This is a genomic window from Streptomyces sp. NPDC091281, from assembly GCF_044757425.1.
Lineage (GTDB): Bacteria > Actinomycetota > Actinomycetes > Streptomycetales > Streptomycetaceae > Streptomyces.
This window is the reverse complement of record NZ_JBIVUY010000015.1, coordinates 118,427-141,154: the sequence shown is the minus strand read 5'-3', so window position 1 is coordinate 141,154 and position 22,728 is coordinate 118,427. Positions and strand designations below refer to the sequence as shown.

Below are 22,728 nucleotides of genomic sequence, written 5' to 3'. Positions count from 1 at the left end.
TCAGGCTCCCGTGTTGCTCGCAAAGTCCGCGTCGGTGATCTGACGCGCGTTCTCCCAGGTGTGTTCGATGCTATTCGCGTACGTGTCGAACAACCCGCCATCGGCCAAGCGTCGCAGGTGCAGCACGGGGGCTAGGTAAGCACCGATGCCGTAGACGTGCGGGTTGACGAGCATCTCGTCATCGGCCCGGTAGATCGAGTTGTAGAGAGTCGAGTCATGCAGCCGGAACCCGATGTCCGGGTGACTCCGCATGAGCGGACGGTAGAGCACCATGGCGTTGCGAATCTTGCCGTCCATGATCCGGTGACCTTCGTCTACGCCGCGCTGTTGGACAGCCGCGCTGCCAGGGTCCCCAAGCAGGATGCGCACCCGCACGCCCGCCGCCACCTTCGCCCTTAGAAGGTCGTGGAAGAGCGGATCTTCCGACAGGAACAGACCGGAGTAGACGAGCACGTCAAGGCTGCTCTGTGCCCGACCGTAGATCTCACGCCACAGCCCCGGCGGCACCGTGTGCCGGTGGGGGTAGACAGTGCCAATCTCTGCCTTGGCCAGGTCCGTTGCGCTGTCAACGGTGCGGGCGTCATCCCACAGCGTCGTGACGTCGACCTTCAGCACTGCGGCCGTCGCGTACTGATGACGCCGGTAAGGCACCTTGCCCTGCGTGATCCAGCGTTCAACGGTCTTCGGGTTGACCTCAAGCTCTTCAGCGAGCCCCTGAATGGTCATGCCCCGAGCTAAGAGGGCCGAGCGCAAGCGTTCGTTGGACATCCGTACCCCCGTTGGGACTTCTAGGGAGTTCTTGACGGTAGCCAGAACTCCCGTAGCTGTCTACGTATGGGGTGAACAACTCCCCTGACCTGCGGTGATTCTGAGTGTGCGCCAAGAAGTCCCGGCGCAAGGCCAAGAGGTTTCGTCGGCAGGCTTGACGGACCACCATGCAGTACCTGTAAAACAGGTACTGCAACGGCCGAGCGCAACACATCGGCTGGTAAGCGGCTTCGTGCCGCGTGTAACAACTCCACAGCGTGATCCGCCACAGCTACGACGGCCGTGACAACGCCAGCCGAGGTGAGCGGAGACCAGTCGGTCATCTCCCGTCAGGGACACGTGCCGACTCAAAAGAACGGATCTGCCCAAGGGCACGGACGCCGCGCGAAGAGACCGAGATGCGATTCCTCGGAAGAGCGGGACTGAGGCACAGATCCATATCGCGCAGTACGGGCCGTCACCTCCCGCAAAAGGTCTCCGGCGCGGCTCAGGCCCGCGCATCTCTGACCTCCGCCGCATCCGTGCGGCAGCCGGTTGCCTCCGCTGCTCGTCTCGTACGAGCGGCGCTGAGGGGAGCCGGACATTCCGACTTCAACGGCGCGCGGCCCCGGGTGGCTAGACCCGGGACCGCTGTAGGGCCGTTCCTGTGTGAGAGGAACCATGACCCATGGAGCACATCGGTGCTGATCAGGCGGGTGTTACCGCCGACAGCGACAACCGCGAGCCGACGGCCGCGGAACTGCACGCGATCGAGAACGAGTGGCCCGCCATCGAGGCGGACGTCAAGCGGCTCGACGCGCTGATCAAGACCCTGAACCACCACCCCGACGAACTGAGCGTGCGGCGGGTGCGCCGTGCGCAGCGCAGGGTGCTGGCCGCGCGGCGTGCGCTGGTCAACGGCGAGTTGAGCGGGGGTGCCGCATGAGCGAGTCCCTGACGCTGAACGGTCTGTCGGCGCCGCTGGCCGCGTTGCGGCTGCTGGCGGTCGACTTCCCGGAGCTGCCGGCCCCGAACGTCGACGTGAACCCGATCTACCCGGACCGGCTGGCCCTGGCGTGGCACGAGTTCAACGGCGGGTTCGCCGCGTTCGAGACGTGGCGGGCCGCGCTCGGCATCAACGCCGACGCGGTCACCTTCCACGTGCAGTGCGACGGCCGGACCGGCGTGATGGGAGCGCAGACCGTCTACGGCGGTGCCGACATCGAGCTGACCGGCTACACGCAGGTTCCCGCCGACATGCGGTTGTCCGAGGCGGTGAGCGCGGCGTGAGCGGTATCGAGACGGCACGGTCGGTGCCGCCCCTGTCAAAGCCGGAAACGGGCCTCGCCGTGACCGGCGCGCTCGCCGCGGCCGGCGTAGGGGCGCTCGGTCTGATCTCCTCTTTCGACGCCGTGTCCGCCGCCGCCGCGCGCTGGGGGTTCAGCTCCCCGTGGATGCTGCCCGTCGGAATCGACACGGCCATTCCTGTGTTCACCGTGGCCAATCTGCTGTTGATCCGGATGGACATGGCGTTGGCGTGGGTGCGGTTCGTGCCTTGGGTGCTCACCCTGGTCACCTGCGGGTTGAACGTGGCTGCGGGTGACGGGCTGTGGGCGAAGGTGGCGCACGGCACGATGCCGCTGCTGTGGGTGGTGTTTTCCGAGATCGGCGCGCACGTCTACGCCGTGCGGATCGGCGCTGCCACCGGTCGGAGGTTGGAAAAGATCCGGTTCTCCCGCTGGCTGCTGGCCCCGCTGTCGACGTTCGCGCTGTGGCGCCGGATGACGCTGTGGGAGGTCACTTCCTACAGTCTGGCGCTCGGCTGCGAGCGGGAACGCCTGTTGGCCCGCGCAGACCTGCGGGAGAGCTACGGGCCGCTGTGGCGTTGGAAGACACCACGGCGTGCGCGGGTGATGCTGCGGATGGGCGAACTCGCCCCCGCCGCGGACACCGTGCCGGTCATCCCCGAACCGGAGCCGGAGCCGGAGGCCACGGAGCCGAAGGGCGAGGCGCCCAAGCCACCACGACCGCGGACAACCAAACCCCGGCCGAAGAAGGCTGCTGTCTCGCCGCAGCGCACGGCGGCCGAACTGCTCGCCGAAGCGCGTACGGTCACGGCCGACTGGTCTGACGGGCAGATCAACGGCGAGGCGCTGCGCAAGGTGCTGCACTGCGGTTCCGGTCCGGCCCGGCAGGTGCGTGACGCCCTGCTCGCCGAACGCGCGCAGACCCTCACCGCGCACATCGTCGGCACCGACGCACCCCCGTCCGGCGCTGAGGCTGAGGGGGTGGCCGCGTGAACACCCTGGCCACGATTCTGTTGTCCGCTCTGCCGCTCGCCGCCGGGTGGGTGGTGCACGTGTGGTGGCTGCGCAGCTGCCTGAGCACCGCCCGGCGTGACCCGCTCACCGGGCTGCGCACCCGCGATGGCTTCACCCGCCGCGCCACCACCCTGCTGAAGGACCCGCGCGCGGTGGTCGTCCTCGCCGACGTCGACCGCTTCAAGCACATCAACGACACCTACGGGCACGCGGCCGGGGACACGCTGTTGAAGGCGACCGCCGACCGGCTCGCCCACCACGTTGGAATGCGCGGGGTGGCCGGTCGTCTCGGGGGTGACGAGTTCGCCGCCGTCGTGATCGATGACCACGGCATGGCCGGCGACATGCTCGCCGTGCTGCACGGTGTGCTCGCCCGCCCGGTCGACGGCCAGGACCCGGCCGTACGCACCACGGTCTCTCTCGGGTGGGCGCGCGCCGCGGACTTCCCCGCAGACGATCTGTCCGCTCTGCTGCGGCGCGCGGATGAGGCCATGTACGCGGCCAAGCAAGCCCGCTCCGGGACCCGCCGGGCGGGACTGGGCAGGCTGTTCGCCACCCTCGCCGGACGGCGCGCCGGACGTTCCGGTGCGAGCCCGGACCCGGCCGCGCCGGTCGTGGGGGTGGCGGCGTGAAGTCACAGCCCATCGTCGGCGCCGCCGTCTTCAACACGGTGATGGAGGCGGCCGGCCACCGCTGCCAGTGCGGCGGCGAGTGCGGCAACCCCCACAACCGGGACGGCGGACGCTGCCCGCGCGAGCACGACCACTACACCAGCAAGCACGGCCGACGGGTCCGGCTCATGGCCGCGCCGACCGACCCGCTGGCCACCGACCTCACCGCCGCCCGCCTGCCCGCGAGCGAACTGCGCGCGTGGTGCCCCGGCTGCCACACCGCCGCCGCCCGACTCGCCCGCAAGCGGCTGCCCGCGGCCTCTACGGATCAGTGCGGCCTCTTTTAGACACATGTCGTTCGGGGCCCGGTCACGACCGACCAAGACAGCGGCCGGGCCCCATCCCCTCCCTTGCGAGAGAAGGACTCTCAGTGAAGCACCCCGACGACGACCACGAACTCTTCAACCGTCTCGAAGCCGAGATGTCCGCCGCCTTCGGCGGCGAGGTGGTCGACTTGGACAAGGCCCGATCCGCCCGCACCGAGTCGACCGACCCGGCCCCCCGACCGACCACCGACCGGTCGCCCGACTCGATGCCCGGTGAGTCGGGGGCGGAGTCGGCCGACCCGACCACGGCCGTGTTGGTCGACTCGCCGACGCTGAAGGCGGCCGGTCCCGGCTACCTCGGTCGGCTCGCCGCCGCCCGCCGTCGCCCGGTCGTCCCGGCGTGGCTGCGCTCCGTGGCGGAGCTCAAGACGGCGTCGGCATGGGTCGCGCGCCACTACGCTCACGCCGCCGGCTACCACGCCCTTCGCACCCCGGTCTACGCCGCTCGGCTCGCCCTTCAGGTCCCGACCGGTGCCGCCCGGTTCGTCGGGGGCACGATGCGGTGGGTGGCTGACCGGGAGGGCGACCCCGTCCGCCTGGCCGCCGTTCGCCGGGAGGACGCGGCCGAGTACCTGAAGCTGTCGCGGCAGCGTGACGGCCGGGTGCGGCTGCGGACCCTGGTCACCGTGCTGGGGATGTTCATCGGACTCGGTACGGCGCTGGCCATGTACGTGCTCGCCCCCGGCTGGCTTCAGGCCGTCTCGGTCACCGCGCTGGTGATGGCGCTGGGAGCCGTCGGCCGCAAGGCGGACGCCCCGGTTGTCCACCGAGCGGTGGAGCTGCCCAAGGCCACCAAGCTCACGTCCGACATCGTGCTGCGCGCCCTCGGTGCGCTGGGCATTCCGGCGATCAACCAGGCGCAGGCCAAGGGGCGGGACGGGTTCGAGTTCTCCGCCCCGATCACACGCGACGGCCCCGGCTGGCGTGCTCAGGGCAACCTCCCCTACGGCGTGACCGTGACCGACGTGATCGAGCGTCGCGACCGGCTCGCCTCCGGTCTGCGTCGCCCGCTCGGCTGTGTGTGGCCGGAGGCGGTGGCGCAGGAGCACACCGGGCACCTGGTGCTGTGGGTGGGTGACCAGGACCTGACCACGGCGAAGAAGCCGCAGTGGCCGCTGGCCAAGGCTGGCGCGGTCGACCTGTTCAAGCCCGTCGCGTACGGAACCGATCAGCGCGGACGGTGGATCGACGTCACCCTGATGTACATCGCCGGGGTGATCGGTGCCATCCCCCGCATGGGCAAGACGTTCCTGCTGCGTCTGCTGCTGCTCATTGCCGCGTTGGACCCGCGGGCGGAGCTGCACACGTACGACATGAAGGGCACGGGCGACCTGGACCCGGTCGGCAACGCCGTCTCCCACCGGCACGCCGCCGGCGACGACGACGAAGCCATCGGCTACGCGCTCGCCGACTGGCGGGCGCTGCGCGAGGAACTGCGCCGCCGCACCAAGGTGATCCGCTCCCTCCCGCGGGACATCTGCCCCGAGTCGAAGGTGACCAGCGCGCTCGCCGACAAGCGGTCGCTGGGGCTGCACCCGATCGTGGTGGGGGTGGATGAGTGCCAGGTGCTGTTCGAGCACCCAGAGCACGGCAAGGAGTTCGAGGAGATCGCCACCGACCTGGTCAAGCGCGGCCCCGCCACCGGCATCGTGATGCTGCTGGCCACGCAGCGCCCCGACGCCAAGTCGCTGCCCACCGGCATCAGCGCGAACGCGTCCGCCCGGTGGTGCCTGAAGGTCATGGGCCAGACCGAGAACGACATGGTGCTGGGCACGTCCGCCTACAAGCGCGGCGTGAGAGCGACCATGTTCGCGTGGGGCGACAAGGGCATCCACTACTTCGTGGGTGAGGGGGCGGACGCCCGGATCGTCTCGGGTGTCTACGTCGACGCCCCCGGCGCCGAGACCATCGCGGCCCGTGCCCGCAAGGCCCGCGAGACGGCCGGACTCCTCTCCGGTCACGCGCTCGGGGAGGCGCTGGAGGCGGTGACCGGTCCGTCCTACGACCTGCTCGCCGACATCCTCGCCGTCGTCCCCGCCGCTCAGGCCAAGGAGTGGTCCGAAACGGTCGTGGCCCGGCTCGCCGAACTGCGCCCCGACGTCTACGGCGGATGGGAGCCCGACGCGCTCGCCGCCGCGCTCAAGCCGCACGGCATCGCCACCATCCAGGTGGGCCGCCGGGTGGACGGCAAGGTGGTCAACCGGCGCGGCGTCGACCGCTCCCACATCACGGCCGCGATTGCGGAGCGTGACGGAAAGCGGGACGCGGGCTGAGGCTCCGGGGCCGCTAACGATAGCGGCACGCCCCGCTAACGTTAGCGGCCTCGCTAGCGCCCCAAAACTGCGTTGATCAGGCCGCTAGCGGATAGCGGCCCACCTGCGGAAACCCCCGAAACTCCGCCCGGAGGGCATCTCATGACCCCCATCCTCCTTGCTATCGCCTGCCTGTTCGCCGTCACGTTCGGTTACGGCGGGCTGTGTGTGGCCTCGCCGTTCGGCGACTGCCGCAAGTGCCGCGGCATGGGCCACGCGCTGAAGACGGACCGCAAGGGCCGGCTGAAGCGCGGCAAGGACTGCCGCCGCTGCAAGGCCACCGGCAAGCGCATACGCGTCGGCCGCTGGCTCTACAACCGCTGGGCCCGCGTCTACCGCGCCGGCACCGACACCCCCCGCCCGGAAGGCTTCCGATGATCCTCAACATCTCCGCCGTCCTGCTGTTCGGCGCCGCGTCCGCGTTCGCCGTCAAGACCAAGTCCGCCGGCAGCGGCGCCGCCCTCGTGCTGTTCCTGTTCGGGTTCTTCACCGCCGGGACCGGCGCCTACGAGCCCATCCACAACCTCGTCGAGGCGTTCGCCGCCGCCCTCAACGACATCGGCTGAGAAGGGAAACCCGACCGTGAACGAGCCCACCCGCTACGGGACTTCGGCCGAACTGACGGCCCTGGAAATCCACCACCCCACCCCGATCACGCCCACGCACCCGGCGCCGATCCTGCCCCTACAGCCCGGCACGATCCCGGCCGTGGCGAGCATCGTCCTCCCGGACGGCCGTGTCGTCACCGGCTACGCCGTCCACCCCGCGCAGCCCGAACCGCTCGCCCACAAGCCTGCCGTCTCCCGCGCGGCGGTGAACGTCGCCCTCGGAGGCGTCGGGTTCCTCGCCGTGTGCGGCGGGCTGCTGCTGCTCACCACATTCATCACCGCCCTCACCGCCCTGGTCACCCAGCTGGTCATCCTCGCCGCCGTCGTCTTCGGCGGATGGATCGCCATACAGGTGTTCAGCGCGAGCGGCCACAAGGGCGCCACCACCGTGAACATCCGCAAGACCGTCATCAAGCGCAGCCACTTCCACGGCTGAGGGAGGTTCGTTGAGGTTCTTCCTCGGCACGCATCAGCCCGGATGGCTCGCCACGGCGAACGTTCCCCTGTTCGTCTCCTACCGCCGCCTCGCCCACCGCCGAATCCTGCCCCGTGCCGCAGCACCGTGGGCGCTGGACTCCGGCGGGTTCACCGAACTGTCCATGCACGGCACCTGGCACACCCCCGCCCCCGTCTACCTCGCGGCCGTGCGCCGCTTCCGCGACGAGATCGGCCGCATGGAATGGGCCGCGCCCATGGACTGGATGTGTGAGCCCTGGATCACCGGACTCACCGGCCTGAGCGTGGCAGAGCACCAACGGCGCACGATCGACAACTTCCTGTCCCTGCGCCACGCGGCGCCCGACCTCCCCATCGTCCCCGTCCTTCAGGGCTGGGAACTCAGCGACTACCACCGCTGCGCCGACGACTACGAGAAAGCGGGCGTCGACCTTGCAGGCGAACCCGTCGTCGGACTCGGCTCCGTCTGTCGCCGCCAGGCCACCGGCCAGGCCGCAACGATCGTCACCACGCTCGCCGAACGGGGCCTGAACCTGCACGGCTTCGGCTTCAAGACCCTGGGCCTGCGCAGCTGCGGACATGCCCTCACGTCGGCCGACTCCCTCGCATGGTCCTACGACGCCCGTCGCAAACCCCCTATGCCAGGCCACACCCACAAGAACTGTGCCAACTGCCTCGACTACGCCCTGAACTGGCGCCGCCGCGCGCTCAGCTCCCTGCCGTCCTGGCACCAACCGCCTCTTGGGGACACCACCCCCGACCACGCCGCCTAGGTACGCCAAGGGCGGCCCCCGTCTCGCCAAAGTCCGGGGCCGCCCTTGTCCCCCAGCACCCTGCAACAGGACTGGAGACACCCAGCATGACCCAACCCACCCCCCTTCGGCGAGCCCGAACCGCCCCGCCTGAAGCCCTGCGCATCGCGCTGGAACTCGCCGCGCACGGTGTGCCGGCGTTCCCCCTGCGCGCGGGAAAGCGGCCGTTCGGCAACTGCCCCGACTGCAAGAACAGTGCATGCGGCGACCGGCCCCACATGAAGCACACGGGCCCCTGCCAGTGCCCCGCACCGTGCCACGGATGGGCCGCCGCCACCACCGCCCCCCACGTCCTCACCTCCCCCGCGTGGGCCGCCGCCTGGCACCGGGCGCACGGCGTCGGCTACCACCCCGGAGGCGCCGGCGTCACCGTGGTCGACCTGGACAACCCCGCCGCCATCGCATGGGCCCGCGCGCAGCTGCCCGCCACCCGCATCGTGCCGACCACCCGCGGCGAACACTGGATCTACCGCGGCGTGATGCGCTCCGCCAACGGCGTCCGGCCCGGCGTCGACATCAAGTCGCACATGCAGTACGCCCGTTGGCTCGGCACCGGCACCGGCCGCATGCTCGAACTCCCGCCGCCCGTGCGCGCCCTGACCGTGAAGGAAGACACCACTCCCGCCACCGGAGGAGTGGTGTCTTCCCTCCCCCGCGCCGTCTGGGACCGCCACGCGGCCACCGGGTGCCGCCACAACGAACGCTTCGTCCGTACCGGTCTGGAACGCGGCCTGACCCTCGTACGCGCCCGCGCCGAATCCGGCGCCGGATCACAGGCGTTCGGCGCCGCGCGGTTCCTCGCCGTACAGCACACCGCATGCCCCGGCCCCTGCGGACTGGCCGCGCTCGGGGAAGAGATCGTGGCCGCCGCCGTCGCCGTGGGCGTCCCGGAGGCGTACGCCCGCCGCGCGGTCGCCAACGGCCTCAACACCGGCCAGGGAGCCACCGCATGATGCAAAGGCCCCACACCCCCGACAACGGCCCGCAGGACGCCGTACAGCCCGCACCGAGCACGGCCGCAGGCGAGCCGACAGGCGCCGCCCGCAAGGGCGTCCCTTCTGCGCTTCGCCCTGAGCCGCAGACGGAAGAGCTGCCCGCACCGTCCAACCCGCTCGCCGTCGCCCGCCGGCTGCTGCCGGACTGGCAGACCGAGGACGGACAGCTTATCTGCCGACGCTGGCGCGCATCGTGGATGCGATGGACCGGCACATCGTGGCGCGAGATGGACGAAGCCCAGATGCGCGCCCACATGTACACCCGCCTCGAACACGCCACCTACCAGGCACCGGGCAAGGACGGTCAGTCCGAGGAACGCGACTGGGCACCGACGAAACAGAAGATCAGCAACCTTCTTGACGCCCTCGGAGCCATCACCCTGCTGCCCACCGACACCGACGCCCCCGCATGGATCGACCGCGACGGCGAGCCGGACGGCGGCCCGATCGTGGCGTGTGAGAACGGTCTGCTGCGCATCCGTGACCGCGCGCTGTTGCCGCACAGCCCCGGATTCTTCAACCTCGTATCCGTCCCCTTCACCTACGACCCCACCGCCACCGCACCGACGTGGGAACGCTTCCTGGCCCAGCTCTGGCCCGACGACCCCGACGCCATCCACGCCGTACAGGAGTGGTTCGGCTACATCCTGTCCGGCCGCACCGACCAACAGAAGATCCTGCTCATGGTCGGCCCGACGCGTTCCGGCAAAGGCACCATCGCCCGCGTCCTCAAAGAGCTGGTCGGCAAGGAGAACCTTGCGGGCCCCACGCTCGCCGGACTCGGCACGAACTTCGGACTGTCCACCCTGCTGGGCAAGCCGCTCGCGGTGATCTCCGACGCGCGTCTGTCCGGGAACGACAACAGCCAGGTGGTTGAGCGGCTGTTGACGATCTCCGGTGAGGACACGATCGACATTGACCGCAAGTACCGCGAGCCGTGGACGGGAAAGCTCCCCACCCGGCTGATGATCCTGTCCAACGAGCTGCCGCACTTCGGCGACTCTTCCGGGGTCATTGCCCGCCGGTTCGTCCTGCTCAACATGACCGTGTCGTGGCTGGGCAAGGAAGACACCACCCTTACCAACAAGCTCGCCGCAGAGATGCCCGGCATCCTCAACTGGGCCCTTGACGGACTGGCCCGGCTGGAGCGCACCGGACGGATCACCGAGCCGCAATCCAGCCGCGAAGCGGTCACCACGATGCGCGACACCGCATCCCCCACCAGCGCGTTCATCCGTGAACGCTGCACGACCGGCCCGACGTGCACCATCCCCGTAGACACGCTGTGGAGCGTCTGGCGGGACTGGGCAGAGGACAACGGCGTCAAGCCCGGCACGAAGCAGGTGTTCGGCCGCAACCTCCTCTCCGTCGTCCCCCAGCTCAACCGCACCCGCCCCCGGGACGCATACGGCCGCCAGGTGGCCATCTACGCCGGCATCACCCTCAGGCCCTCCGAACCACATCAGCCAGAGTCGTGACTCACCGCGACTCAGACCGCCCCCGGCACCACGCTCTGAGTCGCGGTGAGTCACGGCTCAGAGCAATGTCACCCCAACCCTGTTCCGGCCCGGAGTCGTCCCGCCACGGAGGTACGTCCCAATGAGTGCCGCCATCGCACCGCCCACAGATCAGTTGCTCTACACCCCGGAGGAAGCTGCCAGGGTTCTCCGCTACGGCCGTTCAACCGTCTACGAACTCATGGCCGAAGGGACCTTGATCTACGTCAAGCGCGGTCGCTCGCGCCGCATCCGCCGCAGCGACTTGGAGGCGTACGTCAACGCTCTCGAACCGGTCGCAGCCTGATCACACACCCCACTCGGCTCCGGGCACTGTGCCCGGAGCCGTTCTGTTGCACAGAGGAGCACATGAGCCCCCGCCCCAAGAAGCCGAACATGGAGTCGTCCGTCTACGAGGGCAACGATGGTTGGTGGCACGGACGCGTCACCATGGGCGTGAAGGACGACGGTAGCCCCGACCGGCGCCACCGCCGGGCCCGGACGGAAACCGAAGTGAAGCGCAAGGTCCGAGAGTTGGAGGACCTGCGGGACAAGGCGCGGGCCCCCAAGGCGGGCCGGAAGCCGACCGTAGAGCAGTGGATGACCACCTACCTGACCGATATCGCATCCCTGAAGCTCAAGCCGCGCTCACTGGATGACTACTGGTCCAAGACCAGGAACGACATCGTGCCGGGCATTGGCAAACACCGTCTCGACAAGCTTCAGCCGGAGCACCTGGAACGGATGTACCGCGTCATGCTCGACGAGGGCCACGCGCCCTCACACGTGCTGAAGGTGCACCGCATCCTTTCCCGCGCCCTGAAAATCGCTCACCGCCGGCGCCTCGTTGTCGAGAACGTGGCCACCCTCGTTGACCCGCCCACGGTCGACGAGACGGAGGCGAACCCGTTCACGACGGAAGAGGCAAAGGCGTTCTTGAAGGCCGCCGCGAAGCGCCCCACGTTCATGCGGTGGTGCGTCGGTGTCGGCATGGGGTTCCGGCAGGGCGAGACCCTCGGTCTCAGGTGGCCATACGTCGACTTCAACAACGAACTGTTCCGCCCGGAGTGGCAGCTTCAGCGGCTGACGTGGCGGCACGGCTGCGAGGACCCGCGCGGGTGCGGCGCCAAGTTCCACCGGTTCGAGCCGTGCCCGCCGGACTGCCGGGCCCACAAGGGCTACAAGCGCGGTTGCCCGAAGCCGTGCACGGAGGGCTGCACACGCCATGCCCGCGCCTGCCCAGACCGCAAGGGCGGGGGCCTGGTCTTCACTCGCCCCAAGACCAAGAAAAGCCGGAACGCCGTCCCCATCCCGCCCCCGTTCATCCCCTACCTGCACGAGCACAAGGCACAGCAGCAGGAAGCGCGCGCCGCAGCTCCCGACGCGTGGGAGGAAACCAAGCTGGTCTTTACCCGCCCGGACGGCCGTCCCCTCGACCCGCGGCAGGACTGGGAAGAGTTCAAGGAGCTGTTGGCGGAAGCTGGGATCGACGACCGCCGCCTGTATGACGGGAGCCGCCACACGGCCGGCACGATCCTCAACGAACTCGGGGTGGACATGCCCACGATCATGGAGATCCTGCGGCACACCCAGATCAGCCAGACCCGGCGGTACGTGAAGGGGCGCTCACACCTCTCGAAAGACGCCATGCGACGTATGGGCGACACCTTCATGCCCCGCCCGGAACCCGCCGCAGAGGCTCAGCCGGAACCCCGCCCCGAACCGTTCATTGAGACCAGAATTGAGACCAGGGACAGCCGCACGGCCCGCGCGCAACGCCGTCGCCGTATCCGCTGAACGAGAAAGCCCAGCTCAGACAGTGTCTGGGCTGGACTTAGAAAGAGCCGCCTTCGGGATTCGAACCCGAGACCTACGCATTACGAGTGCGTTGCTCTGGCCATCTGAGCTAAGGCGGCGTGCCGTCTGGACCATGGTGGGGTCAGCGACGTCGGTAAGTCTACACAGTTTCCGGGGGTGCTCCGTACCGCCCCCGGAGGGTGGGATTCCGGGGGCGGAGAGGCGCTGTGAGCTGCGGGGGAACGCGCTGGGACGGGACCACCGGAGATGATCACCGGACGGGCTGAGCGGGACCGCGGGGCCTGGCCGGACCGGAACGCAGGGCCGGGTCGGGCGGGATCGCAGGGCCGGGCCTGACTGGCCAGACGGGACCGCAGGGCCCGGCCGCCGCATGGTCCAACAGACCTCCTCCAAGCCACCCCGGCCGAACGCCGCCCCCTCCCCCGCTAAGAGCAGCGCTTCCCCTCCGCCGGAGCCGTCCCCTTGAGGAGGTAGGTGTTGATCGTGGAGTCGATGCAGGTGCTGCCGCGGCCGTACGCGGTGTGGCCGTCGCCCTCGTAGGTGAGGAGGCGGGCCGAGGCGAGTTGGCGGGACAGGGACTGGGCCCAGCGGTACGGGGTCGCCGGGTCGCGTGTCGTGCCGACGACGACGATCGGGGCGGCGCCCTTCGCCTCGATGCGGTGCGGTTCGCCGCTGGGTGCGACGGGCCAGTAGGCGCAGTTCAGGGAGGACCAGGCGAGGCCCTCACCGAAGACGGGGGACGCCTTCTCAAATTCGGGCAGGGCACGCCGTACCTCGTCGGGGCCGTTGAAGGCGGGCGGCAGATCCAGGCAGTTGACGGCGGCGTTGGCGGGCATCAGGTTGGAGTAGCCGCCGTCGGCGTCCCGCTCGTAGTAGCTGTCGGACAGGACCAGGAGTCCGGCGCCGTCGTTCTGGCGCATCGCCGTGGTCAGCGCCTCGCGCAGTTGCTCCCACGCGCTCTCGTCGTACATGGCGGCGATGACGCCGGTGGTGGCGAGGGATTCGGTGAGGCGGCGGCCGTCGGCGTCGCCCGTGGGGAGCGGGCGGGTGTCGAGCCGGTCGAAGAAGGCCTTCAGGTTCGGGCCGATCTTCGCCGGGTCCGTGCCCAGGGGGCAGTCCTTCTGGCGCGCGCAGTCCTCGGAGAAGGACCGGAACGCCGTCTCGAAGCCCGCCGTCTGGTCCAGGTTCAGGCGGCGCGCGGGCAGCGACGGGTCCAACGCCCCGTCCAGCACCAGCCGTCCGACGCGCGTGGGGAACAGCCCGGCGTACGTCGCGCCGAGGAACGTCCCGTACGACGCTCCGACGTATGTCAGCTTCCGGTCCCCCAGCGCCGCGCGCAGGACGTCCATGTCGCGGGCGGCCTCCACGGTCGAGACGTGCCGGAGCACCTTCGTCGAGCGAGCGCCGCAGGATTCCGCGAACTCCTGGTAGGCGTCGACCAGTCCGTCGGTCTCGCGCTGGTCGTCGGGGGTCACGTCGGTCTGTGTGTACGCGTCCATGTCCCGCCCGTCGAGGCACTTCACGGGCTCGCTGCGGGCCACGCCCCGCGGGTCGACGGCGACCATGTCGTACCGGGCGCGCACCTCGGCCGGGTATCCGATGCCCGCGTACTGCTGGAGGTAGCCCACCGCCGAGCCGCCCGGACCGCCCGGGTTCACCAGCAGGGAGCCGATGCGCTTCCCCGGGCCGGTGGCCTTCTTGCGGGCGACGGCCAGCTTGATGTCGCCGTCGCCGGGCTTGGCGTAGTCCAGCGGCGCCTTCATCGTGGCGCACTGGAATCCGGGGACTCCGCAGTCGCGCCAGGACAGCTTCTGCCCGTAGTACGGCGTCAGCGCGGCCGGGGTGGTGCTGGGCAGCGGGGTCAGCGCCGCCTCGGCCGCGGCGGGGCTGGCGGAGCCCGCCGAACTCCCGGTCGAGCAGCCGGACATCAGAAGGGCGGCGAGGGAGACGGCGGCCGCGCCGACGGTACGGGCCTTGCGGGAGCGGTGTGGGGAGCGCCTGGTGTGCATTCACCGAGCGTAACTCTGGGCACTGACATGCATGCTCTGCGTGCATGTCAGTGCCACGGATGAGTGACGTCGGCGGCCGGTCGGGCTGCCCGCAACCCCTTCCGGCCGGGCTGCACGTAGTCCCTTCGGTCGGGCCGCACGCAGCCCCTTCTCCGTGCCGCCGTCAGCCCGTTCTCAACGCCATAGTCATCGCCTCCACCGCCAGCAGCGGCGCCACGTTGCGGTCGAGTGCCTCTCTGCACGCGCCGATGGCCTCGATGCGGCGGAGGGTCGCCTCGGGGGTGCTGCCGCGGGCGAGGCGGTCGAGGGCGTCCTCGGCGTCGATGTTGGCGAGGGCGATGCGGGAGCCGAGTTGGAGGGCGAGGACGTCGCGGTAGAAGGCGGTGAGGTCGGTGAGGGCGAGGTCGAGACTGTCGCGCTGCGTGCGGGTTCTGCGGCGCTTCTGCATGTCCTCCAGGTCCTTCATGACGCCCGCCGTGCCGCGCGGCATGCGGCTGCCCTGGCCGCCGCCCAGCGCCGCCTTCAGCTCCTCGGTCTCCTTGCCGTCCCGCTCCTCGGCCAGTTGCTTGGCGTCCTCCGTCGCGGCGTCGACCAGTTCCTGCGCGGCCTTGAGGCAGCCGCCGACGTCGCCCACGCGCAGCGGCAGCTTGAGCACGGCGGCCCGGCGTTCGCGGGCGGCGGGGTCGGTGGCCAGGCGCCGCGCGCGGTCCACGTGTCCCTGCGTCGCGCGCGCGGCGGCCGCGGCGACGGCCGGCTCGATGCCCTCGCGCCGTACGAGCATGTCGGCGACGGCGTCCACGGACGGGGTGCGCAGGTTCAGATGGCGGCAGCGGGAGCGGATGGTCGGCAGGACGTCCTCCAGGGAGGGCGCGCACAGCAGCCAGACCGTGCGGGGCGCCGGTTCCTCGACCGCTTTGAGGACGGCGTTGGCCGACTTCTCGTTCAGCCGCTCGGCGTCCTCGACGAGGATGACCTGCCAGCGGCCGGTCGCCGGTGAGGTGTACGACTTGCGGACCGTGTCCCGCATGTCGTCGGCGAGGATCTGGGTGCCCACCGCGGCGACCGTCGAGACGTCGGCGTGCGTGCCGACGAGCGCGGTGTGGCAGCCGTCGCAGAAGCCGCAGCCCGGCACGCCGCCGAGCGCGCGGTCCGGGCTGACGCACTGGAGGGCGGCGGCGAAGGCCTGCGCGGTCTGAGTGCGGCCCGCGCCGGGCGGGCCCGTGAACAGCCAGGCGTGCGTCATCTTCGACGCCTCGGGCGGCGGGGCGCCGGTGGTGGCCGCGGTGACGAGCGCGTCGGCGTCCCGGGCGGCCGCGGTGAGCTGCTCGCTCACCTTCTCCTGCCCGACGAGGTCGTCCCACACGGTCATGGGTCACGCCGCCCTTCCGTCACGCCCCGCACCACAGGTCACCGGCACGCGGCGGAGCACAGGTCGCGTTGCCGGTTCCATTGTGCGGGCCGCCACTGACAACGAACGCCGCCCGCCCCGGGAGCCGCCCCGCCCGGAGCCGACGACGCGCGCAGTCCGGCCAGGTCAAAGGGGCGGGGCGGGCTCCGCAGAGCCCGCCCCGCCCCTTTCTCCGTTCAGCGCCGACGCTCCCGCTCAGCCCCTTCGGCCCCGGCCACGTCCACGTCCGCCGCCGCCCTGCTCGCCACTGCCGCCCCCGCGCCCGTCGTGGGGATCGTCGTCGTCCCGGTGCGGTCCCAGCAGTTCGTCGGCCAGCGTCGGGAGGTCGTCCAGCGGGGTCTCCTCCGCCCAGTCCGGCCTCGGCCGCCGCCGCGGTACGCCCTCCTCGTCGACCTGCGGCAGCTCGCGCGTCCGGTCCTCGGCCGGTTCGTCCCGCTCCGCCGTACGTTCCGCCGGGCGCTCGTCCCGGAAGAATCCCCGCGGCACGCGGTCGTCGGGCCGGTCCGCCCGCACGGGCGGCAGCACGGCCGTCTCCTCCACCGCCGACTCGGGCCGTACGGGCGGCAGTACGGCGGTGTCGTCGGCCGCGCGCGCGTCACGCACCGGCGGCAGCACGGCCGTCTCGGCGCCGGCGCCGGGGGTCCGGGCAGGGTCGGCGGGCGTGGGCAGCTCCGCCGTCACCTCGGCGTCGGAACCCCGCGCACCGGAACCCGGCCCGTCGGAACCCGGCCTGTCGGAGCCGCGCGCACCGGACGCGCCCTCCCTGTCACCGGGCTTCACCACGGGCGTGGGCACCGTCAGCGCCTCGGCAGCCGACGGCGCGGACGGCTTGGCGGGCCTGGACGGCGCGGCCGACTCAGGCGGCGTCCCGGAAGGCGACGCGGACGGCGTCGACTTGACAGATGAAGCACCCGGCGCGGGCGGCGGCGTCCGCGGTCCCGCCTGGGCCGCAGCGGACGCCTCCTCGGCCGCGCGTCGCGCGCGCTCGGCCCGCAGCAGGGCCTCCTCCGCCTTGCGCTGCTTCTCCAGTCGCCGTTCCTCGGCCTCAGCGCGCAGCCGGGCCTCCTCCTCGGCCTGCTGGCGGCGCCGTTCCTCGTCGGCGCGGCGACGGGCCTCCTCCTCGGCGCGCGCCTTCTCCTCGGCGAGCAGCCGGACCCGCTCCTCCTCAGCGCGCCGGCGGGCTTCCTCGGCGCGCTGCCGCGCCTCCTCTGCCTGCCGTTCGGCCTCGCGCTGCTGCGCCTCCTCCAGCTCGCGGCGCTTGCGCTCCTCCTCCTCGGCGCGGAGCTTGGCGAGCTGGGCCTGGCGCTCACGCTCCAGGCGCTCCTCCTCGGCCTTGCGCGCGGCCTCCTCCTCGGCCTTGCGGCGGGCCTCCTCCTCGGCCTTCTTCCGCGCCTCCTCCTGGGCCTTGATCTCGGCCTCGGACAGCGGCAGCATCCGGTCGAGCCGGTGGCGTACGGCGGTGGTGACGGCCTCGGGCTCCTGGCCGGCGTCTACGACGAGGTAGCGGCCGGGGTCGGCGGCGGCCAGGGTGAGGAAGCCGGAGCGCACGCGCGCGTGGAACTCGGCGGGCTCCGACTCCAGACGGTCCGGCGCCTCGGTGAACCGTTCGCGCGCGGTCTGCGGGTCGACGTCGAGCAGCACGGTGAGGTGCGGTACGAGGCCGTCGGTCGCCCAGCGGGAGATGCGCGCGATCTCGGTCGGCGAGAGGTCGCGGCCCGCGCCCTGGTAGGCGACGGACGAGTCGATGTACCGGTCGGTGATGACGACGGCGCCGCGCTCCAGCGCGGGCCGGACGACGGTGTCGACGTGCTCCGCGCGGTCCGCCGCGTACAGCAGGGCCTCCGCGCGGTGGGACAGGCCGGCGCTGGAGACGTCCAGCAGGATGGACCGCAGCCGCTTGCCGACGGGGGTGGCGCCGGGCTCGCGGGTGAGGACGACCTCGTGGCCCTTGGCGCGGATCCAGTCGGCGAGGGCCTCGGCCTGGGTGGACTTCCCGGCGCCGTCGCCGCCCTCCAGGGCGATGAAGAAACCGTTCGTCGCGGGGAGCTGGGCCGGGTCGTCGCCGCCGAGGAGCGCGTCGCGCAGGTCGTGCCGCAGGGGGACGCCGGAGCGGTCGTCGACCTTGGCGAGCACGAGGGCGGCCACCGGCAGCAGCAGCGCGCCGACCAGCATCAGGGTGAACGCGGCGCCGCCGTGCGCGAAGACGAACTTGCCGTTCTCCAGGCGGTGCGGCCCGATCAGCGCGGCCACCACGGGGGCGATTAGCGCGCCCAGGGCGACGAGGACCCGGACGACCGCGTGCAGGTGTTCCGTCACGCGCGCGCGTCGGTGTTCCTCGGTCTCCTGGTCGAGCAGCGCGTGCCCGGTGTGGGCGGCGACGCCCGCGCCGACCCCGGCGAGGGCGGTGATCAGCAGCACGGTGGCGACGTCCGGGACGAGGCCGGCGGCGAGCAGGGCGAGGCCGGTGAAGGCGACGGCGAGCGCGAGCAGGCGCCGCCGCGACAGCGTGACGAGCACCTTCGGCGACACCCGGACGCCGACGACGACCCCGCCGGTCAGCGCGAGGACGAGCAGGCCGTACGTCACCGGGCCGCCGCCCAGGTCCTTGGCGTGCAGGACGGCGACGGCCACGGCGGCGGCGATCGCGCCCGCGACGGCGGCGCAGGCCAGGACGAGCACCGGGATCGCGCCCGTACGGCCCTTGTCGGAGCCGGGGCCCGCCTTGGGGCGGCGCAGGCCTTCGAGCGGGGACCGCGCGCGCGGGGTGCGCGTGCCGGGCAGCTCCAGGAAGACGACGACGGAGAGCGATCCGGCGAACAGGCCGCCCGCGACGTACGACGCGAGGGCCGCCTGGTGCTGCGCGAACCAGTCGATGCCGGTGCCCAGCAGGTTGTTCAGGAGGGCGGCGGCGACGAGCGTGGCGGCGGCCAGCGGGACGGAGAGGAAGGCCGTGCGCAGGGACAGGCGACGCAGGGCGTCCAGGTGGTCCGGCAGCGGGCGGACCGTCGCGCCCTCCAGGGGCGGGGCGGGCAGCAGCGCGGGGGCGGCGCCCTCGCGCGCGATCGTCCAGAACCGTTCCGCGACTCCGGAGACGAAGACGGTGACGAGGAGCAGGGCGAGCGCGTCGTCCGGCGTCCAGTCGATCCACAGGGGCGCGACGATCAGCAGGGCCACGCGGACGCCGTCGGCGCCGACCATGGTCCAGCGCCGGTCGAGGGGCCCGTCGGGCGAGGTGAGCGAGGTGAGCGGTCCGAGGAGGACCGCGCCGAAGAGCACGGTGGCGAGGGCGCGTACGCCGAAGACGGTCGCCACGGCGAACGCGACGCCCCGGTAGCCGCCGCCGAACGCGCCCTCGGCGATGGCCGCCTGAAGGGCGAGCAGGACGAGCACCAGCAGCGCGAGGGCGTCCGCGACACCGCTCACCAACTGCGCGCTCCACAACCGCTTGAGCTGCGGATGGCGCAGGAGGGAGCGCACGGCGCGCTCGCGGGAGTCCGCCACCAGGGCGTCGTCCGGGGCCGGGTGGTGGGCCGTTGGCTGCTCGGCTCGCGTCATGCGTTCAGCCTATCGGCAGCGACTGACAGCTCATGGTGCCCGTCCGCGCACGGCGGCGCCCCGACACCAAAGTGATGCCGGGGCGCGCGTTTCACGTGTCCGTCGCGGGGCACCGCGCCTCACGCGCGCGTGGTGCCCCGCGGTGCGGGTCTTACTGGTCGTACAGGTCGCCGGGTCGCGCGGTTCAGTCGTCCGACGGCGTCTTCGCGGCCGTCGCCTTCTTGGCCGCGCTCGTGGTCGTCTTCTTGGCGGTCGTGGTGGTCTTCTTCGCCGTGGTCTTCTTGGCGGCCGTCTTCTTGGCCGGGGCGGCCTTCTTGGCGGTCGCCTTCTTCGCGGGTGCCTTCTTCGCCGTCTTCTTGGCGGGGGCCTTGGCGCGCTTCTCGGCGAGCAGTTCGAAGCCGCGCTCGGGGGTGATCTCCTCGACGCTGTCGCCGGAGCGCAGGGTCGCGTTGGTCTCCCCGTCGGTGACGTACGGCCCGAAGCGGCCGTCCTTGACGACGACCGGCTTGCCGCTGACCGGGTCCTCGCCCAGCTCCTTCAGCGGCGGCTTGGCCGCGGCCCGGCCGCGCTGCTTGGGCTGGGAGTAGATCTCCAGCGCCTCTTCGAGGGTGATCGTGAAGAGCTGGTCCTCGGTCTGGAGGGACCGCGAGTCCGTGCCCTTCTTCAGATACGGGCCGTAGCGGCCGTTCTGCGCGGTGATCTCCACGCCCTCGGCGTCCGCGCCGACGACGCGCGGCAGCGACATCAGCTTGAGCGCGTCCTCCAGCGTGACCGTGTCCAGGGTCATCGACTTGAACAGGGAGGCCGTGCGCGGCTTGACGGCGTTCTTGCCGGTCTTCGGGGTGCCCTCGGGCAGCACCTCGGTGACGTACGGGCCGTAGCGGCCGTCCTTGGCGATGATCTGGTGCCCGGAGACCGGGTCGGTGCCCAGCTCGAAGTCGCCGCTCGGCTTGGCGAGCAGCTCCTCCGCCATCTCCACGGACAGCTCGTCGGGGGCGAGGTCCTCCGGGATGTCCGCGCGCTGGTGGTTCTCGGAGTCCTTCTCGCCGCGCTCGATGTAGGGGCCGTAGCGGCCGACGCGCAGCACGATGTCGTTGCCCACCGGGAACGAGGACACCTCGCGCGCGTCGATCGCGCCCAGGTCGGTGACGAGTTCCTTGAGGCCGCCGAGGTGGTCCCCGTCGCCGTTGCCCGCCTCGGCGGCGCCGCCGACGCCGTTGCCCTCGCCGAAGTAGAACCGCTTCAGCCACGGCACGGCCTGTGCCTCACCGCGCGCGATGCGGTCGAGGTCGTCCTCCATGCGCGCCGTGAAGTCGTAGTCGACGAGGCGGCCGAAGTGCTTCTCCAGCAGGTTGACCACGGCGAAGGAGAGGAACGACGGGACGAGCGCCGTGCCCTTCTTGAAGACGTAGCCGCGGTCGAGGATGGTGCCGATGATCGAGGCGTACGTCGACGGGCGGCCGATCTCGCGCTCTTCGAGCTCCTTGACGAGGCTGGCCTCGGTGTAGCGGGCCGGGGGCTTGGTGGCGTGCCCGTCGACCGTGATCTCCTCGGCGGAGAGGGCGTCGCCCTCGGCGACCTGCGGCAGGCGGCGCTCGCGGTCGTCCAGTTCGGCGTTCGGGTCGTCGGCGCCTTCGACGTACGCCTTGAGGAAGCCGTGGAAGGTGATCGTCTTGCCGGAGGCGCTGAACTCGACGTCCCGGCCGTCGGCCGCGGTGCCGCCGATCTTGACGGTGACGCTGTTGCCGGTCGCGTCCTTCATCTGGGAGGCGACGGTCCGCTTCCAGATCAGCTCGTAGAGCCGGAACTGGTCGCCGGTGAGGCCGGTCTCGGCGGGGGTGCGGAAACGATCACCCGAGGGACGGATCGCCTCGTGCGCCTCCTGCGCGTTCTTGACCTTCCCGGCGTACGTGCGGGGCTGCGGCGGGAGGTAGTCGGCGCCGTACAGCTGCGTGACCTGGGTGCGGGCGGCCGTGACGGCGGTCTCGCTCAGCGTCGTGGAGTCCGTACGCATGTACGTGATGTAGCCGTTCTCGTACAGCTTCTGGGCGACCTGCATGGTCGCCTTGGCGCCGAAGCCGAGCTTGCGGCTGGCCTCCTGCTGCAGCGTCGTCGTACGGAACGGGGCGTACGGCGAGCGGCGGTACGGCTTGGACTCGACCGAGCGGACGGCGAACCGCGTCTGCTCCAGGGCGGCGGCGAGGGCGCGGGCGTTCGCCTCGTCGAGGTGGAGGATGTTCGCGCTCTTGAGTTGTCCCAGGGAGTCGAAGTCGCGGCCCTGCGCGACCCGCCTGCCGTCGACGGTCTGGAGGCGGGCGACCAGCGACGACGGGTCCGACGGGTCTCCGGCGCGGCCGGTCGCGAAGGTGCCCGTCAGGTCCCAGTACTCGGCAGAACGAAAAGCGATGCGCTCGCGTTCCCGCTCGACGACGAGCCGGGTGGCGACGGACTGGACGCGGCCGGCCGACAGGCGCGGCATGACCTTCTTCCACAGGACCGGCGAGACCTCGTAGCCGTAGAGGCGGTCGAGGATGCGGCGGGTCTCCTGGGCGTCGACGAGCTTCTGGTTGAGCTGGCGCGGGTTGGCGACGGCGGCCTGGATCGCGGACTTGGTGATCTCGTGGAAGACCATCCGCTTGACCGGGACCTTGGGCTTGAGGACCTCCTGGAGGTGCCAGGCGATGGCCTCGCCCTCCCGGTCCTCATCGGTGGCGAGGTAGAGCTCGTCGGAGTCCTTGAGGAGGTCCTTCAGCTTCTTGACCTGCGCGCGCTTGTCGGCGTTGACCACATAGATCGGCTCGAAGTCGTGGTCGACGTCCACACCGAGGCGGCGGACCTCGCCGGTGTACTTCTCCGGCACCTCCGCGGCGCCGTTGGGGAGGTCGCGGATGTGCCCGACGCTCGCCTCGACAACGTATCCGGGGCCGAGATAGCCCTTGATCGTCTTCGCCTTGGCAGGCGACTCGACGATGACGAGTCGGCGGCCGCCCTTCGCGGTCTCGCTGGTCGGGGACAACTTCGCTCTTCTCTCCGGTCGACGCTGGGGCCTCCCCAGGCCTTGCTCCCGGGGTCGGGTCATGGTGACGCTGCGGAGTGTGACGGTACATCCCGCCCCCGTGTCAAACGGGAAAAGCCCGCAACGGCCACTCGAACGGTAACCCGACTACCGCCATTCCTGCCGCCCGGAGTGGCCG

At 71.2% G+C, this 22,728-nt stretch carries 19 protein-coding genes and 1 tRNA gene; 14 read left to right on the top strand and 6 right to left on the bottom strand.

The genetic code is table 11. The annotated features are described in order from the left end of the window. Positions 1 to 726 (bottom strand): XRE family transcriptional regulator, encoded by a 726-nt coding sequence (locus ACIQPQ_RS32565; protein ID WP_401311149.1) that lies wholly within the window; start codon positions 724 to 726, stop codon positions 1 to 3. A 709-nt stretch (positions 727 to 1,435) separates the two neighbouring features. Here ACIQPQ_RS32565 and ACIQPQ_RS32560 point away from each other — a divergent pair. The 14 genes from ACIQPQ_RS32560 (at position 1,436) to ACIQPQ_RS32495 (ending at position 12,541) form a co-directional block, all read left to right on the top strand. Next, the gene (locus ACIQPQ_RS32560; protein ID WP_401311146.1) at positions 1,436 to 1,693 is read left to right on the top strand and encodes a DUF6284 family protein; all 258 of its coding nucleotides are present in this window, start codon (positions 1,436 to 1,438) and stop codon (positions 1,691 to 1,693) included. Further along, positions 1,690 to 2,037, top strand: a complete 348-nt coding sequence (locus ACIQPQ_RS32555; protein WP_401311143.1) for a hypothetical protein — start codon at positions 1,690 to 1,692, stop codon at positions 2,035 to 2,037. Before ACIQPQ_RS32560 ends, ACIQPQ_RS32555 begins: the two co-directional genes overlap by 4 nt. Further along, positions 2,034 to 3,047, top strand: coding sequence for a DUF2637 domain-containing protein (locus ACIQPQ_RS32550; RefSeq protein ID WP_401311141.1), 1,014 nt, complete (start codon positions 2,034 to 2,036; stop codon positions 3,045 to 3,047). Before ACIQPQ_RS32555 ends, ACIQPQ_RS32550 begins: the two co-directional genes overlap by 4 nt. Next, positions 3,044 to 3,700 carry a GGDEF domain-containing protein gene (locus ACIQPQ_RS32545; RefSeq protein WP_401311139.1) on the top strand — a complete coding sequence of 219 codons (657 nt, stop codon included), beginning with the start codon at positions 3,044 to 3,046 and terminating at the stop codon, positions 3,698 to 3,700. The genes ACIQPQ_RS32550 and ACIQPQ_RS32545 overlap by 4 nt, the downstream gene beginning before the upstream one ends. Further along, positions 3,697 to 4,026: a hypothetical protein gene (locus ACIQPQ_RS32540; protein ID WP_401311136.1), complete on the top strand. Its 330-nt coding sequence runs from the start codon at positions 3,697 to 3,699 to the stop codon at positions 4,024 to 4,026. The genes ACIQPQ_RS32545 and ACIQPQ_RS32540 overlap by 4 nt, the downstream gene beginning before the upstream one ends. Positions 4,027 to 4,109: 83 nt before the next feature. Beyond that, positions 4,110 to 6,338 carry a cell division protein FtsK gene (locus ACIQPQ_RS32535; protein ID WP_401311133.1) on the top strand — a complete coding sequence of 743 codons (2,229 nt, stop codon included), beginning with the start codon at positions 4,110 to 4,112 and terminating at the stop codon, positions 6,336 to 6,338. A 141-nt stretch (positions 6,339 to 6,479) separates the two neighbouring features. Then, complete coding sequence (locus ACIQPQ_RS32530; protein WP_401311130.1) at positions 6,480 to 6,755, top strand: hypothetical protein; 276 nt, start codon at positions 6,480 to 6,482, stop codon at positions 6,753 to 6,755. After that, entirely contained in the window at positions 6,752 to 6,943 is a 192-nt protein-coding gene (locus ACIQPQ_RS32525; protein ID WP_401311127.1) for a hypothetical protein, read from the top strand. The genes ACIQPQ_RS32530 and ACIQPQ_RS32525 overlap by 4 nt, the downstream gene beginning before the upstream one ends. Before the next feature lie 16 nt (positions 6,944 to 6,959). Further along, positions 6,960 to 7,421 carry a hypothetical protein gene (locus ACIQPQ_RS32520; RefSeq protein WP_401311125.1) on the top strand — a complete coding sequence of 154 codons (462 nt, stop codon included), beginning with the start codon at positions 6,960 to 6,962 and terminating at the stop codon, positions 7,419 to 7,421. Positions 7,422 to 7,431: 10 nt separating this feature from the next. Continuing rightward, a complete protein-coding gene (locus ACIQPQ_RS32515; RefSeq protein WP_401311122.1) occupies positions 7,432 to 8,214 on the top strand; it encodes a hypothetical protein in 783 nt (260 codons plus the stop codon). Between the two features lie 86 nt (positions 8,215 to 8,300). Then, positions 8,301 to 9,206: a bifunctional DNA primase/polymerase gene (locus tag ACIQPQ_RS32510; RefSeq protein WP_401311119.1), complete on the top strand. Its 906-nt coding sequence runs from the start codon at positions 8,301 to 8,303 to the stop codon at positions 9,204 to 9,206. Next, positions 9,203 to 10,726, top strand: a complete 1,524-nt coding sequence (locus ACIQPQ_RS32505; protein ID WP_401311116.1) for a phage/plasmid primase, P4 family — start codon at positions 9,203 to 9,205, stop codon at positions 10,724 to 10,726. Before ACIQPQ_RS32510 ends, ACIQPQ_RS32505 begins: the two co-directional genes overlap by 4 nt. A gap of 121 nt (positions 10,727 to 10,847) precedes the next feature. Continuing rightward, positions 10,848 to 11,051, top strand: coding sequence for a helix-turn-helix domain-containing protein (locus ACIQPQ_RS32500; protein ID WP_401311113.1), 204 nt, complete (start codon positions 10,848 to 10,850; stop codon positions 11,049 to 11,051). A gap of 89 nt (positions 11,052 to 11,140) precedes the next feature. Beyond that, entirely contained in the window at positions 11,141 to 12,541 is a 1,401-nt protein-coding gene (locus ACIQPQ_RS32495) for a tyrosine-type recombinase/integrase (protein WP_401311110.1), read from the top strand. Positions 12,542 to 12,586: 45 nt separating this feature from the next. Here the strand turns inward: ACIQPQ_RS32495 and ACIQPQ_RS32490 are convergent. From ACIQPQ_RS32490 to topA, 5 genes are all read right to left on the bottom strand, one after another. After that, positions 12,587 to 12,660, bottom strand: a tRNA-Thr gene (locus ACIQPQ_RS32490). Positions 12,661 to 12,987: 327 nt separating this feature from the next. After that, entirely contained in the window at positions 12,988 to 14,571 is a 1,584-nt protein-coding gene (locus ACIQPQ_RS32485) for an alpha/beta hydrolase (RefSeq protein WP_401311107.1), read from the bottom strand. 163 nt (positions 14,572 to 14,734) lie between these two features. Beyond that, positions 14,735 to 15,940, bottom strand: a complete 1,206-nt coding sequence (locus ACIQPQ_RS32480) for a DNA polymerase III subunit delta' (protein ID WP_401311105.1) — start codon at positions 15,938 to 15,940, stop codon at positions 14,735 to 14,737. Between the two features lie 234 nt (positions 15,941 to 16,174). Then, positions 16,175 to 19,534, bottom strand: coding sequence for a dTMP kinase (tmk, locus tag ACIQPQ_RS32475; RefSeq protein WP_401311102.1), 3,360 nt, complete (start codon positions 19,532 to 19,534; stop codon positions 16,175 to 16,177). Positions 19,535 to 19,718: 184 nt separating this feature from the next. Further along, positions 19,719 to 22,550, bottom strand: a complete 2,832-nt coding sequence (gene topA / locus ACIQPQ_RS32470; RefSeq protein WP_401311100.1) for a type I DNA topoisomerase — start codon at positions 22,548 to 22,550, stop codon at positions 19,719 to 19,721. Positions 22,551 to 22,728 lie beyond the last annotated feature (178 nt).

What these genes read in the sequence shown, in the direction of transcription:
- ACIQPQ_RS32480 (WP_401311105.1), bottom strand. Translation starts at nt 15,940, where the DNA reads ATGACCGTGTGGGACGACCTCGTCGGGCAGGAGAAGGTGAGCGAGCAG.
- ACIQPQ_RS32495 (WP_401311110.1), top strand. Translation starts at nt 11,141, where the DNA reads ATGGAGTCGTCCGTCTACGAGGGCAACGATGGTTGGTGGCACGGACGC.
- ACIQPQ_RS32525 (WP_401311127.1), top strand. Translation starts at nt 6,752, where the DNA reads ATGATCCTCAACATCTCCGCCGTCCTGCTGTTCGGCGCCGCGTCCGCG.
- ACIQPQ_RS32500 (WP_401311113.1), top strand. Translation starts at nt 10,848, where the DNA reads ATGAGTGCCGCCATCGCACCGCCCACAGATCAGTTGCTCTACACCCCG.
- ACIQPQ_RS32560 (WP_401311146.1), top strand. Translation starts at nt 1,436, where the DNA reads ATGGAGCACATCGGTGCTGATCAGGCGGGTGTTACCGCCGACAGCGAC.
- ACIQPQ_RS32530 (WP_401311130.1), top strand. Translation starts at nt 6,480, where the DNA reads ATGACCCCCATCCTCCTTGCTATCGCCTGCCTGTTCGCCGTCACGTTC.
- ACIQPQ_RS32555 (WP_401311143.1), top strand. Translation starts at nt 1,690, where the DNA reads ATGAGCGAGTCCCTGACGCTGAACGGTCTGTCGGCGCCGCTGGCCGCG.
- ACIQPQ_RS32510 (WP_401311119.1), top strand. Translation starts at nt 8,301, where the DNA reads ATGACCCAACCCACCCCCCTTCGGCGAGCCCGAACCGCCCCGCCTGAA.
- ACIQPQ_RS32485 (WP_401311107.1), bottom strand. Translation starts at nt 14,571, where the DNA reads ATGCACACCAGGCGCTCCCCACACCGCTCCCGCAAGGCCCGTACCGTC.
- ACIQPQ_RS32565 (WP_401311149.1), bottom strand. Translation starts at nt 726, where the DNA reads ATGACCATTCAGGGGCTCGCTGAAGAGCTTGAGGTCAACCCGAAGACC.
- tmk (WP_401311102.1), bottom strand. Translation starts at nt 19,534, where the DNA reads ATGACGCGAGCCGAGCAGCCAACGGCCCACCACCCGGCCCCGGACGAC.
- ACIQPQ_RS32505 (WP_401311116.1), top strand. Translation starts at nt 9,203, where the DNA reads ATGATGCAAAGGCCCCACACCCCCGACAACGGCCCGCAGGACGCCGTA.